The sequence below is a fragment of the uncultured Thiodictyon sp. genome (assembly GCF_903828115.1).
GTDB lineage: Bacteria > Pseudomonadota > Gammaproteobacteria > Chromatiales > Chromatiaceae > Thiodictyon.
In genome coordinates, this window is record NZ_CAIKKU010000480.1 from 1 (window position 1) to 16,107 (window position 16,107).

Consider the following 16,107-nt stretch of genomic DNA (forward strand, 5'->3'; position numbering starts at 1 on the left):
CGGAACGGCAGACCGATTACCCTGCCGTTAATCCTGCCAGAGTCGCCGCGCGGTGTCTACCCCCTTGTGCGAACATTAACTTTCTCTAACCCCCGCCAGCCCGCGCCGTGACTGGGGTGGCGCGGTTATGCTTCAGGGCTGACTTCAGCATCCGCCCCGACCTCGAAGGGGAGTACATCGCCATGGTCGCGGACCTGTGCGAGCGCTATTACGCCAGGGTCACGCGCTATACCACCAGCACCTTCATGCTGCTGAAGCTCGGCCGCGCCCTGTCCCAGCGCAATGTCGCGCCGCACATCTATGAAAGCCGGGCGGAGGCGCGGGCGCACCTGCAGGGCGGTGGGGGTTGAGACGACGGGAGGGCGCGCTGTGCGCATCCCTGGCAAGAGGAAGGGTTGCTGCGCTCTTGGCGCAGGTAATTCCGGCGCGCCCCCTCGGTAAAATACCTCAGCCAACGCTCCTGCTTGGTGACGACCGCGTCATCCCCAAGGTGCTCGGCGGCCAACTTGCCGAGTTCCAGCACCGAGATGCCGCCGTGGTCGAGGAGACCGCGGCCCTGCTCGTCGCGCATCCGGAAGCGGTGGGCATAGCCCGAGCGTGCGGGCCGCAAGTCCTCGCCGAGCAGCCAGATGGCGTAGGTGGTCTTCGACTCCCGGTAATCCTCGCACACCGAAAGCTCGGGGCCGCGACGGGTTGCCGCAAGGGCGTGTGACCGGAGTTATGATCCAGGCCGAGAACCGCAGCGAGACCAAGCGGCGCGCCTACGACTGCTTCGGGAGCGAGGCGAGAGTGGGATGGACTGAGGGTCAACCGTCGTGGCACTATCTCGTCCGACACCAACCGGCTCGGCTTGCGCTGCGTGAGCGGCACATTCCGATTGCCGCTTCGTCGAGGAATCGACAGCGGACTTCCTGGTCGTTTCGCAGCGATCTCATCGGGGCATTGCGCGTAGGTTGAATATGACCATTGAAGAGCAACTATTGGAAACCCTGCACCAGCTCCCGCCGGAGCTGCAGGCTGAGGTAGTGGATTTCGCGGCCTTCCTGCGGTATCGCGCACCGCATCGGGGTCACGCAGACGCCGTCCCACTGGACCCGCTTCCCGTGTTATCCGGTCGCGTTCCGACCGGCTGGAAGGACGCCATCTATGAGCCCCACTGACTGCGTTTTCCTGGATGCCGGGTTGTTCATCGGAGCCCTGCTGGCCGACGACCCGCGGCACGCCGAGGCACGCGGTATCGTCGAGGCAGCCCGCGAGGGTCGGTTCACCGCGTGCACGTCCGTGGGGGTGCTGGCTGAGGTCTATGCTGCCCTGACTTGGGTTGGCGCCCTTCCCCCACAGCTGCCCGCGGAAGCCGCGGCGGCGGTGCGGGCGCTCGCGGCCTTGCCTTCTGCTATCGTGATTCTGGACACGGCACTCCCCGCCGGACTGAGGATGCTTGAACTGGCTGCACGGCACGGGCTCACCGCCCGCCGAATCCACGACGCACGTCATGCGGCGACCGCGTTGGTCTGCGGTGTGTACCGGGTCTTCACCTACGATATCGAGGACTGGCGCATCTTTTCGCCCGACGGCATCGTTATCGCCGGTCCCCCATCAGTGTTGCAACTGCCGACCCATTAGGATTGGAAACCGGTGAGGATTGGGAGAGGCTCCTGCGCTTGCGCCCCTTACCGGACGGAAGCCGCGAGCGCCGCGCCCTGTCCCAGCGCAATGTCGCCCAGCACATTGATGAAAGCCAGGCGGAGGCGCGGGCGCACCTGCATGGCGGCAGGGACTGAGGCAACGGGACGACACGCCCTGCGCATCCTGGGCAAGAGGACGGTCCGCCGCGGGAACCGTGACCGGAGCCGACCGGGATCTTGCGCTCGGCGGGGTGGCGCACTATCGGACTATGACGGCGGGCGATCCTGAAGGATTTTCTTGAGCCGCTCGACTTCGGCCAGAGCGGCCAGTTTCTGCGCACGCTCCGCTTCTTCTGCCGCACGCGCCTGCTGTTCCGACGCCCGTGCCTGCTCTTCTGCCGCCCACGCCTCCTCGGCGCTCGCCCGCATTTCATCCATGTAGCGCTGGTTGTTGCACTCTTGACGCAGGTAGTTCCGACGCGCCTGGTAGACGTGATAGGCGCGCTCCTTCTCGGAGAAGACCTTCCGGGTGCTCATGGCTTGTCGCATCTCCTCGGTCTGCATCCACGGGGGAGGCGCTGCTCGTCGAGTAGTGCCCCCTTGGTAAAAGACCTCAGCCAAGGCTCCTGCTCGGTGACGACCGCGTCGTCCCCAAGGTGCTCGGCGGCGAACTTTCCGAGTTCCAGCACCGAGATGCCGCCGTGGTCGAGGAGACCAAGGCCTTGCTCGTCGCGCATCCGGAAACGGTGGGCATAGCCCGACCGTGCGGGCCGCAAGTCCTCGCCGAGCAGCCAGATGGAGTAGGTGGTCTTGACCGGCAGACTTTCCAGGAATCAACAGCACCAGACGTTTCGGGCCGCCGATTTTTTGGTTGGGTTTGCGGAGATCTTGGCAATACTCGCCGAAATATCATCAATCTTCATATCTCCACTCTCGGACAGGAGACAGTTCAGAGTAGACTTCTGGTCGAAAAGCCACTGGGGAAACGCACATCATGAACGACTTGCTCCCACTCGCCACCGTCTCGTTGGTCAATTTCCTCTCAGCGCACCTGCCCGGCCTGTCGGACGACTGGTGGACCAAGCAAGTCGTTGATCGGCTAAGTTTTCAGCAACAGCGCATGGTCCAAGAGCACGGCTTGACGAGTCTGGAGAGACTCGACCTTGCGGCCCTGCTCCGCATCCTCGATCAAAACTGGTACGACCTGTCCAACGCACTGCGCCTGCCGCGGCAAGGTCGCACCTGGATCAAGGAAATGCAGACGGTGCGCAACAAATGGGCCCACCTGTCGACGCAGGCGATGCCGGACGCGGAGATCTATCGGGACGCCGACACCCTGGGCCGCTTGCTGGCGATGATCGGGGCCGAGGCCCAAGCACTGGCCCAGGTTCAAGTCGCCAAGGCGGCAGCAGTCGCCGCGATGGCCGGGGCCCGCGCTGCAGATACGCCATTGCCGCATCCCGAAGCCAACGCGCCCGCGGCGCCTACATCCTTGTTCCAGATCGGTGATCTGGTCGCGTTGCGCTCCAACCCCAGCATCCTGATGCCGATCATCGAGGTCGTTACGGGTGGTGCCGAGTGCCGTTACCGGGTGTTTCAGGACAACAAGAAGGCGACCTATTACGAGAGCCAGATCCAGCTTCCCGCCGTGGCCGAGGAGGAGCAAACACGGCTCAGTGCGGAGGCGCTGCACGCCTATTTGACCAGCCTGCAACTGCTCTCGCCCTCCACGGCCAACCTGTTCTCGCTACGCTCGGGCCGGGTCCAGTTTGTCCCTTACCAGTACCGGCCGGTGCTGAAGCTCATCCGCGCCGACCGCCCCCGCTTGCTGATCGCCGACGAGGTCGGGGTGGGCAAGACGATCGAGGCCGGGCTGATCATCAAGGAACTGCGCGCACGCATGGACATCTCGTCCGTGCTCATCATCTGTCCGAAGGCGCTGGTCGCAGAGCGCAAATGGTTTGTCGAGATGCGCCGCTTCGATGAGCACTTCACGGCCCTGGATGGCACCCAATTACGGCACTGCCTGCAGGAGACGCATCTTGAAGGCGAGTGGCCCGATCAGTATGCCAAGGCCATCCTGCCGTTCTCCCTGTTCGACTCGGACCTGATCTTCGGCAGTGGCGGCAAGGGCAAACGAAAGAATCAAGGCTTGCTGGCGCTGGACCCGCCGCCCAAATTTGATCTCGTAATTGTCGATGAGGCGCACCACATCCGCAATCCGGCAACCTATCTGCACCAGGCCGTGCGCTACTTCTGCGACAACGCCCAGGCCGCTATCTTTCTCACCGCCACACCCGTCCAGTTGGGCAGCCAAGACCTCTACACCCTACTCAATGCCTTGCGCCCCGACCTGGTGATCGACCACGCCAGCTTCGAGCAAATGGCCGCGCCGAATCGGCCGATCAATATGGCCGTTGCGCATTGCCGGGCGGCCAAGGAAGGTTGGCAGGCAGAGGCCCGGACCTGTCTGGATGAGGTCGCGCAGACCGAATGGGGTCGGCTGTTCTTGCGCGAGTCGCCGGCATTCCAGGGCATCTACGACCGCCTGGGTGAAGGGCAAATGGATGATGGCGCACGCTTGGGCCTCACACGCGCTGTCGAGGAACTCTACACGTTCAGCCTGTTGATCAACCGCACCCGCCGCCGCGATATCGGCGAGTTCACCACCCGCAAGCCGGAGACCCTGACCATCGCATTCACCGCCGGACAGCAGCGGCTGCACGACGACCTGCTGGACCTGGTGGCGCGCATCCTGGCGTACTGTCACGGCCAGCAGAACGTGAAGTTCATGATGACCACGATCCGCCGACAGGCGGCAAGCTGTCTCTATGGCCTGGCCCCGCTCTTGAGGAACATCCTTGCCGGCAAGCTCGACCGGCTCGAAGCCATGGAGGCAGACGACAGCGACACCGAGCCGGACCTTGGGTTCGTCGACCAGGTGCGCACCGACATTGAAGCCTTACTGGTACATGCCGATGACCTCGACCCGCAAGACCCGAAGGTTGACGCCTTCGTCAAGGTTCTGCGCGACAAGGGCCAGATGCCCAACAACAAGGCGCTGGTATTCAGCACCTTCCGTCACACCCTGGCCTATCTAGCCGCCCACACGCAGCGCGCCGGACTGCGCTACGGACTCATCCACGGAGACGTACCGGATGAGGAGCGGGCCGATCTCCGCCGCCGATTCGCGCAACCGCAGGACGACCCCACCGCGTTGGACGTACTGCTGTCGTCCGAGGTGGGTTGCGAAGGGCTCGACTTCCAGTTTTGCGACCTGCTCGTCAACTACGACCTGCCCTGGAACCCGATGCGCATCGAACAGCGCATCGGCCGTATCGACCGCTATGGTCAGAAGAGCGAGACCGTTGCAGTTGTCAACTTCATTACTCCCGGCACCGTCGATGCGGATATTTATGAGCGCTGTCTCTGGCGCATCGGCGTATTCCAACACGCCGTCGGCGGCAGCGAAGAGATCCTGGGCGAGATCACCCAAGAACTGCACGACATTGCCGAAAGCTTCACCCTGACCCCCGAGCAACGCACGCAACGGCTCCAGCAGCTCGCAGACAATGGTATCCGACAGATCCAGGAAGAGCAGACATTGGAGTCCAAGCAGGCCGAGTTGTTCGGACTGACCGTGCCGAACCAGACTTGGCGTCAGGAAATCGAGGCGGCCGAGACCTTCTGGCTCTCACCAACGGCCTTGCAGCGGTGCGTTACGGCCTATCTGGCGGACCGCCTGGGGCGCGACACAGACTTACTGCTCGGCGAGAAACCACTCAAGACCCTGCGCCTGAACCAGGAGGCCCGGGGGAGACTGCACGATGACTTCAAGCGCCGACCTCGCGCCACTGACGCAGTCGCCCGGCAGTGGGAGAAATGGCTGAAAGGCGCACAGCCCACGCTGTCAGTCACTTTCGATCAGGGGGCAGCCTCCGAAAACCCGAACGCGGTGCATCTGAACGTTTTGCACCCGCTGATATGGCAGGCGGCCCGGCATTTGGAGCAGCCGGGACCGGTTCATGTGCACCTCGCAGTCCAAAGCAATGATGTTCCAGCCGGCGAATACCCATTCGCGCTGTATCGCTGGCAGAAGTGCGGCGTGAAGTCGGACCAGTTGCTGATTGCCGTGTCATTAGAGCCGGTCCTTGAAGACGCCTTGATGCGGTTACTGCCGACCGCGACGGATTCGCAGGTGACGCCGCTCCCCGACGCTACCCAGTTCGATGCGCTGGACGTTTGTCATCACGACAAATGGTCGGCCGCCCAAGCGAATCACATCGCCGATAACCGGGAGTTGGTTGAGTATCGTGTGCAGAGCTTGGCTATCAGTCATCGCGCGCGCGTCCAGCTTTTGGAAGACCGGATTGCGGCGGCGACCGATGACAAGATCCGGCTCATGAGGCAGGGCGAACTGGCGCGCGCGAATGCGGACTTCGAGCGACGACTCGCAGAACTGCAACAGGCCGCGGCGAGCGGCGACATTCATGCGACTCCGGTCATTCTCGGAGTGCTGATTATACGCGAAAGAGACTGCATATGAGCTTCATCGAAGTGTTGCGTGAAAAGCGACAGAAATTCCTTGACGGTCTTGATGCGAATGAGGGAGACATCAATCTCGACATCTTTGAGGATTTCTACCCAGACAAAGCACATTTCGTCTTTGAGCTTTTGCAGAATGCCGAAGATGCACTGGCCACAGCCTGCGAATTCACATTGCGTAATGATATTTGTTTGTTTGAACACGATGGAAAGAGAGAGTTTGAAGAACCGGATGTCAGAGCAATTACCGGCATTCATAACAGCACCAAGAAGAAGGCTCCGGACCAGATTGGGAAGTTTGGCGTTGGCTTCAAGTCCGTTTTTATCTACACCTTAAACCCTAGCATTTATTCGCGCAGATTCTGTTTCTCTATACGTAGGCTCGTTATGCCTGAGTCTATTCTTGAACCAGCGGGAATAGGTTCTGGGACGACTTTCGCGTTTCCCTTTGATAACCCGCAAAAACCACCGAAGCAGGCTTACCAAGAGATTCACGACGGACTAATGGGGCTTTCCGACGCGACTTTATTATTTCTCACGCACATTGAATCTATTCGATGGCGGATTGATGACGAAAACTCTGGGGCGGTCCAACGGGTTCAACACTCCGAGCACCATATTGAAGTGCTCAAGCAGATAGGAGGAGCGGCGAGCGGCAGTTCTCATTATCTGCGGTTCACGCAAGCGGTTGAAGGATTGGAGAAACAGCGTATCGCTGTCGCATTCGCGCTGGAACTGTTGCCAAATGCTGGTGGCTTCAACAGTATGCAACCCCTCGCCGACCAGTTCAGGATCGTTCCCGCGGTTCCAGCCCATGTCGCTGTCTTTTTCCCAGCCGAGAAAGAGACGTCGGGACTGCGCTTTCACTTGCACGCACCGTTCGTGCCTGAGCTAAGCCGGGCCAGCATCAAAGAAACGCCCGCCAACGCACCGCTTTACCGGCAATTAGCGAGTCTGACGGCATCCTCGCTATACGCGATTCGGGATCTGAAGCTGCTGACGGCGGATTTCCTCGGCGTCCTGCCAAACCCGCAGGATGTTATCCCAGACCGATATGACTGCATACGACAAGCCATCGTTACCGAAATGGTTGAAAAGCCTTTAACACCAACAAATTCTAAAGGCCATGCACCAGCCAAACACCTGCTGCAAGCAAAAGCGTCGCTAAAGAGCCTCCTTTCGCTCGACGACATCAAAGTACTTGTTGATGGCATGGAGAGGGCACCCAGATGGGCTATCGCCGGCTCAATAAAGCATAGCGTCGTAGATCGTTTCCTTTCCGGCTTGAACATCCGCGAGTGGGACATTGAGCAGCTTGTGAAGTTATTGGAAAATGCGGCGTCCGACCAGTACCGATTCGATTCGTCGGACGCTAAAGGATATAGAGGTCCGGATAGGTCGTTTATCGCATGGCTCGCTGCAAAGCCGGAGGAGTGGCACCAGAAATTTTACGCATTGCTTGCCGCTGAGTATTTCTTGGATCCCGAGTATTCGAAGAGGCAGTTGCTGGAAAAATTGAGGCCCCTGCATATCGTCCGGCTCAACTCGGGCGAATACAGTGAGGGCAGCAAGTGTTTTTTTCCAATGGCTGAAATGGAGCAAAATGAGCGATTTCCGCAAGTCGCGAAGGGGGTGTTTACATCTGGCAAGCACAAGATAGAGAAGGAGCGTGCCAGGAAGCTGCTTGAAGCACTCGGCGTCCGATACGTCGGTGAATTCGAGCAGGTCGAGGCAATCTTGAACCAGCGTTACGATACGGACATTCGCCCATCGAAAGGCGACCTTAATCGCTTTATTGCATTGGTGGAAAAGGACGCTGATCGCGCTGTCATTTTTCGAGATTACTGGATCTTCCAGCGAGAGGACGACAAGTGGGGCCAGCCGGGCCAAGTGTATCTTGACGCGCCGTATCTCGATACGGGATTGACCGCATATTTCGGCGCGCTCGGAGAAGATGCGGATCAAGTCGCCTTGTCGAAAGATTATCAAGAGGCAGAGATTTCTACGAAGCGGTTAGTGGACTTCGCAAGGAGAGTGGGTGTCATTACTGAACTGTCAATTGAAGAAACTACTTGCCAGAATAACCCTGACGCGGCGAATCTTGTTCATCGCGCACAGGGCGGGAAGTCACCCTATAAGATTGATAAGGATTACAGAGTTAGAGGATTAGATCAGGTCTTGGAGAGAGCGGATGAGGTGCTTTCTCGACTTGTTTGGCGGACCTGTGCCAATGTGATGAGTCCTGACTGGACAAAGGCACAGTATCGAAACAACAACAGCTACCCGTGCAATGAAGCACCTTCGCAACTAGCAGTACTGCTTCGGAGTAAGAAGTGGATTCCTCAAAGAGGCGGCGCTTTTGTATGCCCGGCGGATGCCGCTCGCGAACTGCTTCCGGATGGCTTCGCATTTGACCCCGGCTGGTCGTGGCTCAACGCGATCCAGTTTGGCCAATCGATCGCCAAGCAATCTGCCGAGAGCCGCAGAAAGCGTGAAGTCGCCATAGAACTTGGGTTTAGCGATGATGACTCACTCAATGACGCGAAGTGGTTTGCCGAGCTCGATCCGGATGAGCGGCAGAGATTCAAGTCGCAGTACGAGAGCAAGCACCGTACAGATCTGCCAGAACATGAGCCGACCAATCCCGGGCGGCGAGCCAATCGCGTCCAAGATGAAGCGGCCGAGGCGCCGGAGCGCATCACTGAGAAGCGCACTAGATCCGTCTCTGTCGGGCGGGAAAGCGTCAAGAAGGACACCGATCCTTACCTCCGGCAACAATATACAAACAGCGATGGCGAGACGATCTGCCAAGTGTGTAAAGCCACCCTTCCGTTCAGGCTTTCCGACGGAACTTATTACCTTGAAGCCGTCGAGTTCCTGCCAGAGCTGAAAAGGCGTCACTACCAGAACTATCTTGCCCTTTGCCCGAATCATGCCGCGATGTTTCAACACGCCAATGGCTCACGCGAAATGATGATGGACGATTTTCTCCGCATGAAAGGTAACGAGCTCGCTTTGATACTCGCCGACGCGAACTCAAGCGTCTATTTCACAAAGACTCACGCCATGGATATAAGAGCGGTAATTTGGGCGGATGAATCGGGTATCGAGGAGGATGAAGAATGACATGAATTCCCGATCAATACCACCGATGGCATTTTCCCAAGGTAAAGATTATGGAAGCATAGCCAAATGAGCAAGAAATTCTGGCGTTTTGCATATTCCGACGAAATGCTCTACGCGATATTGGCATCCAATAAATTGGTTTTCCCGGATCTGAGTCGCTGGCCTTTAGCAAAGAACAAGACTGAAGAACAAATAATTGATCGTATGGATAAGGGCGATTTTGTGTTGCTATCGAACTTTAATCAAAGCAGTGGATTTGGAACCGTGCGCGGCGTCGGGAAGATTATGGGACTCGAAGGTAACGAAGCCCTGATATTATGGAAAAGGCCAGTCCCAAGCTGGAGTTTGAGTCCTAACCGGCAAGGCGGGGAGCAACAATGGATTCGAGAAGGTGTCTTCTGCTTCGATCCCGAACCAGCCAAGCGATATAAACTCGGCGCCCTTACGCAGAAGCTGTTCAAAGATGCAGTACACGACATCTGAGCGCCTCCACCAATAGGGCTCAATATATACTGCTCGATATCCCCATGGATATGAGCATTTGGCACTGCTCTTAGAGATCGAGCGAGGTTGCTATTCTCAACCCGCGCTCTGATGAATCTGCGCCTTGTAACCGCTTTTGATGGCCTTAATCGTGCAAGCGGGAGTCAATACGAGAAATGGCCCAGTGATCGCTGCTATCGGTTGCCCGCGACCGTAGCCTTCAAAAGACCATGGATACAAGCTCGATCCACGGACGAGGTAGAAGGTGCCGGTACTTGTCTGCTTGACGAATACGCCATCTGGAAACCCATGGACCGTGGATATCTCCGCGCGAGCACCCGGGGAGCGATCCAGTTTCATCTGTTTATCGACCTCGCTGGCGAGCACCTTTGCGCCGTTGCGGTTACCTGCACTCCAAGCAGCAAGGAAGGCGTCGTAACGGTCCCGCCGACAAGTAGCACAGGGGCGATGCCCAGCGGCGAGCGCTGTTGCTTCGTCCAGGAAGAACAGCTCAGTGTAGTTGCCGGCGTCCATAACTTTTCGTCTGCGATTCTGGAATTTCAGCAGACAGGTAACCCAGGCATCCCTCTTGGAGCGAGAAATAATCTCCCTCGCCTCGTTGTGGAGACAGCCGCGGTTGCCCATCAGCGTCCCCCGTGCGGAGGAACGGCAAAGCTCACCCTCTGGATTGACCCGGTTTTGTAGCGACATGTTGGTTGCCCTCGTTGCCTAAACAGGTTCAGTCGAACGACTATGGATGGAATCAGGGGATTTCGGGGACAGTATACGTCACTCCTTGGCTTGATCGGCCGTTCGCCTTCAGGCTGATCGCAAACCGATGGAAACACCGCGCAGATGTCCGCTCCGGGTCCTGAGGGTTGGTCAGGGACCCGTTGCCATGGCCTGGAGTTGGTTCCAGCTCAGAAAGAGTCTGTGATTGTGACCAGGTAGCGGGCGGAAATCCCAGCGCCGGTAAAACGTCAAGGCCTTGTCGTCGATGCAGTCAAGGATCACGGCGACGAAGGGGAAGGTCTGACCGGCGTCGTAGCTATCCTTGAGGGTTTGGGCGAGCAGGCGACGCCCATGGCCGTGGCCCTGATCGGTGTCACGAATGCCGAGCCAGGCCAGGACGGCAACCGGTAGATTGCGCCGGGGCAGGCGTCGAGAGAGTTCCGGCGCGGGAAGCGGATGGCGCTCATTCGCCGCGCATCAGTGCGCCGAGTGCTCGCTGCGCCGCGGTGAGGACGATCGGTTCTTGCAGCGCTTGCCGGAACGCCTGCTGTTCGGCCGGGGTCAACGCAATGATCTGCTGTTCCGCGGCCTGGATCTCGCGGCGCGCCTGGGCGACCACGACCGAGCGTACATAGTCGCTTACGCTGACGTGGCGCAGTTGCGCCGCCCGCGCGACGAAGGTCTTGCTGTCGGGGTCGAGACGAACCATGAGGCTGGTGGACGCGTTCGCCATGTAAGATGTCGCAGTGCTGAGGGTGGGGAGGGCTAAATGTATAGCGCTGTGCAGTACGCTGCAATGACTGCGCGTCTGCCGGGCCCTGGGCAGCGAGAGGCTCCCTGGCGTTCTGGCCCCCCGGATCCTTGCCGGCCCCGAGCGGCTAAGGGCGCGCCGCCTCCAGCACCAGGTCCGCCACGCCCGGGTAGTCGCCGTCGAAGTGGTGGTCGCCGGACACCTTGTGGACCCTGATGCCGAGTGCGGTCAGGTCGGGGCACAGGCTCTCCTCCTCGTCCTCGCCGTAGACGCAGAGGCCGCGGGCCCAGGCTAGGGCCTGCAGCTGCGGCAGGACCGGCAGGGCCTCCGGGCCGCGCCCGGTGTTGAGCCAGTCGGTCAGGTGGAACTCAAACATGGCGGTGCGGCCCAGGCCCAGGAAGGCGAGTAGCGCCACCCGCGGGCGGAGATCCGCGGGCAGGCCGTCGGCCATGAAGGGCAGCGCATCGGCGCCGAAGGAGTAGCCGATCAGGATCACCCGTTCCTTGTGCCAGGCGTCCAGATAGTGGCGAATGACCTGGCCCAGGTCTTCGGCCGCCGCGGCCGGGGTGCGGGCCTTCCAGAAATAGCTCAGTGAGTCCCAGCCGACGGTGCTGATCCCCTTGGCGGCCAGTTGCGCGGTCACGCCGCGGTCCAGTGCGGCCCAGCCGCCGTCGCCGGAGAGCATGACGGCGAAGGTCTTGGGGTCCTCCTTGGCGGCGCGGACCTCGATCAGGGGCAGGCCGGCGATCTCCTCGTCGGCCGCGACCGGGGCGATCTGGTCGGGGATGCCCGGGGCCAGCCACTGCAGGAGCGAGGCGAGCGGGCTCAATGCCCCGCCGTCGGTCCCGGCAGGCGGCGGGGCTGGATTGGCGCCGGGGGGCGCGCCGCCGGCCGCCCGGGCATTGGCGACCTGACCGGCGAACCCGGCGGCGGCGGGACAGGCGGCGTCGGCCGCGCCGTCGAACAGGAACCAGGCGGCGGGCACCCCGGCCGCGGGCAGGAGTTTGTCCCCCTGGACCAGGGCGTCGGTGAGCCCCTCGCGCCGACAGGCCGGCAGCGTCAGCGGCCAGCGCGGGCAGAAGCCCCGGGTGAGCGCGGCGTGAAAGCGGTGTGCGGGCGATTGCAGCAGGGCGACATAGACCAGGGCGGCGCCTTCGGACTCCCCCAGCAGGGTGGGCAGCGCGTCCTTGGGCAGGGTCTCGCGTTCACCTACCCACTGGGCCAGGCCGTTCAGGTCCGCCCCCAGGTCCCGGCACTGGGCCGGTGGTCCCGCCGTCGGCGCCTGCTCGGACCACGTGAGTCCGGCGACCAGGTGCCCCTGCGCGGCGACCTCCAGCGCGGTGGCCGCGGCCTGCGCACCCCAGTCCCCCGCCCCGGGAAGATACAGGACCAGCCCCTTGGGCGCGCCCTGCGGGCGGACCAGGTGGACGCTGCCGTAGGGACTGGCGAGGGTCTCCTCCACGAGCTCGGCCAGCCCCGCGGGGGCAAACAGCAAGGCAAGCAGCAGGCCGATGAGGTTGCGGACGGCGAACAGGCGGCTGACGGATAACATAGCAGTTGTGCCCTCTTACGGGTCTTGTCGTGATGGGGACTGCGGGAGTCTGCACCGCCCGCGTTTACTACAGGAGTCGCGCCGCGGCCTGTGGGAGCGGCTTCAGCCGCGCTGCGAGGCCGCGGTAACCGGCGACCTTGCGGCAGCCTGCGAGGCCTCGTCGCGGCTGAAGCCGCTCCCACAGGCACTTTCATTTTCCAGGACGGCTGATATCCCGCCCATGGCCTGTCGCTGGAAACTTTCCCCCCTTTCAAAGCCCGCATCGCAGCACGGCCATGTCGCGGGGTCGCCCCGCCCGCCACCAACGCGCCGATCTCCCGTGGGTACGCCGAGCGATGCGGGCTAGGACTTGATTAAGATCTGCCGATACCCCCCCGCAACCAGCGCGGCGATATCCACCAGCAACGTCGGCAGCGGCCGATACAGCGGATAGGCAATATAGCGGCTCTGCCATACCGGATGGAACTTCTCCTTGAAGCTGCGCAGGCCCTTGTAGTTGTAGAGACGGGTGCCGGAGTCATAGGCCAGCCGGGCAATGCGCTCGTCCGGGCGGGCATAGCGGCTCTTGCCCACGCCGCTTAAGGGGGCCATCCCCAGGTTGAACCAGGTGTAGCCCTCCTGCCGCGCGCCTTCGATCATGCGCGTGAACAGGAAGTCCATGGTCCCCGGGGGCGCGTCGGGCAGGTGCCGCATCAGGTCCACGCCCAGTTCCAACCGGTCGCGATAGGATGGGGTCAGGCTCGCGAAGGCGATGATGCGGTGGCCCTGGCGGACCACATAGAGGGGTGCCCGGGCCAGGTAGCTCTGGTCGAAGGCGCCGAGTGAGAAGCCCTTTTCGCCCCCGCCCCGCTCCTGCAGCCAGGCGGCGGAGACGGCCTTGAGCGCCGCCCAGGTGGCATCGTCCCAGGGTGGTTCAAGGCGCTCCGCGCTCAGGCCGTCGCGGATGGCACGGTTGACCCCGGTCCTGAGGGTCTGGTTGCGGCGACCGGTGAGGGTGAAGTCGGCCGCCGCGACCAGCCCCATCTCCCCGGCCTTGAACAGGGCAAAGCCGGCGTCGTGGTAGAGGTGCAGGTGCTCGTGGGCGACCTCATAGAACACCGGGTCCAGGTCATGGCGGTCGGCCAGGTCACGAAACTCCAGGACCGCCGACCCATAGGCCGCCGCGTCCCCGAGCGGGTCCCCCAGGGCGACCAGACGGCCGCGGACGCGCTGGTATTGGATCAGACAGCGACCCTGCGCCGCGTACAGCAGGTGCTTGTCGCCCATGAACAGCAGATGGGCGAAGGTGCCGCCGCCGTGCTCACCCAGCCAGACCCGCGCCTGGGCCAGGGCGGCGTCATCGGTCACGGGGAACACTGGCCGCGGCATCCGGAAGAGACCCCAGGCGAGCCAGCCCGCCAGGGCCACGATCGCGAGCGGCAGGGAGCGCAGGTAACGGGCGGCCTGCAGGTGCGGTTGCGACTGGAACCAGAGCTCGCGCCAGGTGAAATCCTCCCCGTCCACCCAGGGACCGAGCAGGACAAAGGTCGTGACGCTGACCACCAGGGCCAGGAGCCAGAGCAGATTGCGCCGACTCAGGAAGGGGTAGGAGAGGCGGTAGAAGGCGTCCCGGCGCAGCCACAAGAGCCCCGCCACCGCGAGCAGGAACAGGCCCTGACCCGGGGCCGCGCCCTTGAGCAGACTCAGGAGGGCCCCGACCACCAGCAGCGGCATAGCCACCAGATAGACGCTGCGCACCTGCTGGTCGATCCCCCGGGACAGGGCGATCAGCAGCACCCCCACCCCCACCGAGAGGAAGTGGGACAGCTCCAGCGCCGGCAGCGGCAGCACCAGGAGCAGCCGCTCGACCCGATCCTCCAGGGACGGCAGGGCGGCGGAGGCCAGCAGCATCAGCCCGGTGGCGAAGATCAGCAGGCCCAGCAGGCGCACCCCCAGGGAGGCGATGAAATTCAGGACCAGGCGCAGCAGGCCGAGCAGCGGATTGTTCTGCCACAGGCGGGCGAGCCGGCTGACGGCCGGTGCCGCGGGGCGGGCCAAGAGCCCGGTGCCGAGGGTGAGCCCGATCAGCCAGGGCACCAGATAATAGACCAGGCGGAACACCAGGAGCCCGGCCGCCGCGGTCGCCGGGGACACCCGCAGGCGGGTAAGCATCACCAGCAGCGCGGCATCGAAGACCCCGATCCCCCCCGGGACCAGGCTCAGCACCCCCAGGGTCGCAGCGAAGGTGAAGGCGGCCAGGAAGGCGCCCGGGTTCAGGTGGGCACCGCAGGCGAGCAGGCAACACCAGGCGACCAGCATCGCCAGGAGCCAGTCCAGCACCGAGATCGCCACCAGTGTGAGCCCCCCGCCGAGACCGAGGCGGGCGGTCCCGCTCAGCACCCGGTGCAGCACCGCCCGGTTCGCCGCCAGCGTCAGAAACACCGGCAGATAGGCGGCATAAGCGAGCAGGACGCTCAGTACCGCCCAGCGCGGCAGGACCCCCGGTACCAGGTTGGTGCGGCCCATGGCCAGCGCCGCCAGCACCAGCACCGAGAGCCCGACCGGCACCGCCAACATGATCACCCCGGAATAGAGCGAGGCGACCCGGGTCGCCACCCCGTCGCGGGTGAGCAGCAGGATGCGGATGCCCGACCCCGCGAGCCCCGAGAGCCCGATCAGGTTGTTGGTGGTATTGGCGACCCAACTGTAGCGGATCAGGCGGTCCCAGGTCAGGTTGACCTTGAGCCGGCGGGCCACCCACCAGTCGTAGAGGACCATCTCGAAGACCGCGGCCAGGGCCAGGGCCTGGAGCCCTAGGAGCGCGACCCAGGGAATGCGGCGCAAGGCCGAACGCAGCGTGTGAAAGTCGAACCCCTTGACCTCGTACCAGGCGACCAGGGCGGTCACGACCACCAGCAGCGGCGGCACCCCGCGGCGCAGCCAGGCGAGCAGCACGGCGGCGCGGCGGTTGGGATCGGCCGGCAGCGCGGCGCCCGCGGCGGCGGGGTCCAGGGTCTTGAGGGGACGGGTCATGGTGACCTCGGGCGGGCCGCCCGCGCGTCGACGATGAAGGTGACTGCGGCAATGCTCCCATGCCCGGGCGGAGCGCGCAATGTGGGCGGCGGCGCGGGTTTCGGTGCTATGGAACGGTTCATTAATGAGTGAAACAAATCCGGCTCATGAGGCGAATTGTGTGATGCCACACAGTACCCTGAGGAATTCCACAGAGCATGTCTTGATATTGTGAGCCCATTCATGAATAGCGACGTACTGCTGTAGATATACCTTGTTCACACCACGAAATGGGCGAAGGA

General features: G+C 62.3%; 13 protein-coding genes. 6 read left to right on the top strand and 7 right to left on the bottom strand.

Translation table 11 applies throughout. The features are described 5' to 3' along the window. Window positions 1–116 precede the first annotated feature (116 nt). Window positions 117–350, top strand: coding sequence for a hypothetical protein (locus tag QZY48_RS17600; protein ID WP_295433424.1), 234 nt, complete (start codon window positions 117–119; stop codon window positions 348–350). Here the strand turns inward: QZY48_RS17600 and QZY48_RS17605 are convergent. Next, the gene (locus QZY48_RS17605; RefSeq protein ID WP_295433426.1) at window positions 299–670 is read right to left on the bottom strand and encodes a hypothetical protein; all 372 of its coding nucleotides are present in this window, start codon (window positions 668–670) and stop codon (window positions 299–301) included. The genes QZY48_RS17600 and QZY48_RS17605 overlap by 52 nt on opposite strands. A 289-nt stretch (window positions 671–959) precedes the next feature. On the opposite strand from QZY48_RS17605, the gene QZY48_RS17610 reads away from it, so the two are divergent. Both QZY48_RS17610 and QZY48_RS17615 read left to right on the top strand, forming a co-directional pair. Further along, window positions 960–1,160, top strand: coding sequence for a DUF2281 domain-containing protein (locus tag QZY48_RS17610; protein ID WP_295433428.1), 201 nt, complete (start codon window positions 960–962; stop codon window positions 1,158–1,160). Then, window positions 1,147–1,623, top strand: coding sequence for a type II toxin-antitoxin system VapC family toxin (locus QZY48_RS17615; RefSeq protein WP_295433430.1), 477 nt, complete (start codon window positions 1,147–1,149; stop codon window positions 1,621–1,623). Before QZY48_RS17610 ends, QZY48_RS17615 begins: the two co-directional genes overlap by 14 nt. Window positions 1,624–1,892: 269 nt before the next feature. Here the strand turns inward: QZY48_RS17615 and QZY48_RS17620 are convergent, their stop codons facing one another. Continuing rightward, entirely contained in the window at window positions 1,893–2,162 is a 270-nt protein-coding gene (locus tag QZY48_RS17620) for a hypothetical protein (RefSeq protein ID WP_295433432.1), read from the bottom strand. Continuing rightward, window positions 2,159–2,362 carry a hypothetical protein gene (locus QZY48_RS17625; RefSeq protein WP_295433433.1) on the bottom strand — a complete coding sequence of 68 codons (204 nt, stop codon included), beginning with the start codon at window positions 2,360–2,362 and terminating at the stop codon, window positions 2,159–2,161. The genes QZY48_RS17620 and QZY48_RS17625 overlap by 4 nt, the downstream gene beginning before the upstream one ends. Before the next feature lie 257 nt (window positions 2,363–2,619). On the opposite strand from QZY48_RS17625, the gene QZY48_RS17630 reads away from it, so the two are divergent. From QZY48_RS17630 to QZY48_RS17640, 3 genes are all read left to right on the top strand, one after another. After that, on the top strand, window positions 2,620–6,171 hold the full coding sequence (locus QZY48_RS17630; protein WP_295433434.1) for a helicase-related protein: 3,552 nt from the start codon (window positions 2,620–2,622) through the stop codon (window positions 6,169–6,171). Then, the gene (locus tag QZY48_RS17635) at window positions 6,168–9,296 is read left to right on the top strand and encodes a hypothetical protein (RefSeq protein WP_295433436.1); all 3,129 of its coding nucleotides are present in this window, start codon (window positions 6,168–6,170) and stop codon (window positions 9,294–9,296) included. Before QZY48_RS17630 ends, QZY48_RS17635 begins: the two co-directional genes overlap by 4 nt. A gap of 66 nt (window positions 9,297–9,362) precedes the next feature. Next, window positions 9,363–9,779, top strand: coding sequence for a hypothetical protein (locus tag QZY48_RS17640; RefSeq protein WP_295433438.1), 417 nt, complete (start codon window positions 9,363–9,365; stop codon window positions 9,777–9,779). Between the two features lie 96 nt (window positions 9,780–9,875). Here the strand turns inward: QZY48_RS17640 and QZY48_RS17645 are convergent, their stop codons facing one another. The 4 genes from QZY48_RS17645 to mprF form a co-directional block, all read right to left on the bottom strand. Further along, the gene (locus QZY48_RS17645) at window positions 9,876–10,490 is read right to left on the bottom strand and encodes a hypothetical protein (protein WP_295433440.1); all 615 of its coding nucleotides are present in this window, start codon (window positions 10,488–10,490) and stop codon (window positions 9,876–9,878) included. 484 nt (window positions 10,491–10,974) lie between these two features. Then, entirely contained in the window at window positions 10,975–11,244 is a 270-nt protein-coding gene (locus QZY48_RS17650) for a DUF1778 domain-containing protein (protein WP_295433442.1), read from the bottom strand. A 145-nt stretch (window positions 11,245–11,389) separates the two neighbouring features. After that, window positions 11,390–12,814 (bottom strand): AcvB/VirJ family lysyl-phosphatidylglycerol hydrolase, encoded by a 1,425-nt coding sequence (locus QZY48_RS17655; RefSeq protein ID WP_295433444.1) that lies wholly within the window; start codon window positions 12,812–12,814, stop codon window positions 11,390–11,392. A gap of 342 nt (window positions 12,815–13,156) precedes the next feature. Then, window positions 13,157–15,826 (bottom strand): bifunctional lysylphosphatidylglycerol flippase/synthetase MprF, encoded by a 2,670-nt coding sequence (mprF, locus tag QZY48_RS17660; protein ID WP_295433446.1) that lies wholly within the window; start codon window positions 15,824–15,826, stop codon window positions 13,157–13,159. Window positions 15,827–16,107: the final 281 nt, after the last annotated feature.

Coding starts and splice junctions, on each gene's coding strand:
- QZY48_RS17655 (WP_295433444.1), bottom strand. CDS start 12,814: ATGTTATCCGTCAGCCGCCTGTTCGCCGTCCGCAACCTCATCGGCCTG.
- QZY48_RS17640 (WP_295433438.1), top strand. CDS start 9,363: ATGAGCAAGAAATTCTGGCGTTTTGCATATTCCGACGAAATGCTCTAC.
- QZY48_RS17610 (WP_295433428.1), top strand. CDS start 960: ATGACCATTGAAGAGCAACTATTGGAAACCCTGCACCAGCTCCCGCCG.
- QZY48_RS17635 (WP_295433436.1), top strand. CDS start 6,168: ATGAGCTTCATCGAAGTGTTGCGTGAAAAGCGACAGAAATTCCTTGAC.
- QZY48_RS17620 (WP_295433432.1), bottom strand. CDS start 2,162: ATGAGCACCCGGAAGGTCTTCTCCGAGAAGGAGCGCGCCTATCACGTC.
- QZY48_RS17645 (WP_295433440.1), bottom strand. CDS start 10,490: ATGTCGCTACAAAACCGGGTCAATCCAGAGGGTGAGCTTTGCCGTTCC.
- QZY48_RS17650 (WP_295433442.1), bottom strand. CDS start 11,244: ATGGCGAACGCGTCCACCAGCCTCATGGTTCGTCTCGACCCCGACAGC.
- QZY48_RS17630 (WP_295433434.1), top strand. CDS start 2,620: ATGAACGACTTGCTCCCACTCGCCACCGTCTCGTTGGTCAATTTCCTC.
- mprF (WP_295433446.1), bottom strand. CDS start 15,826: ATGACCCGTCCCCTCAAGACCCTGGACCCCGCCGCCGCGGGCGCCGCG.
- QZY48_RS17615 (WP_295433430.1), top strand. CDS start 1,147: ATGAGCCCCACTGACTGCGTTTTCCTGGATGCCGGGTTGTTCATCGGA.
- QZY48_RS17625 (WP_295433433.1), bottom strand. CDS start 2,362: ATGCGCGACGAGCAAGGCCTTGGTCTCCTCGACCACGGCGGCATCTCG.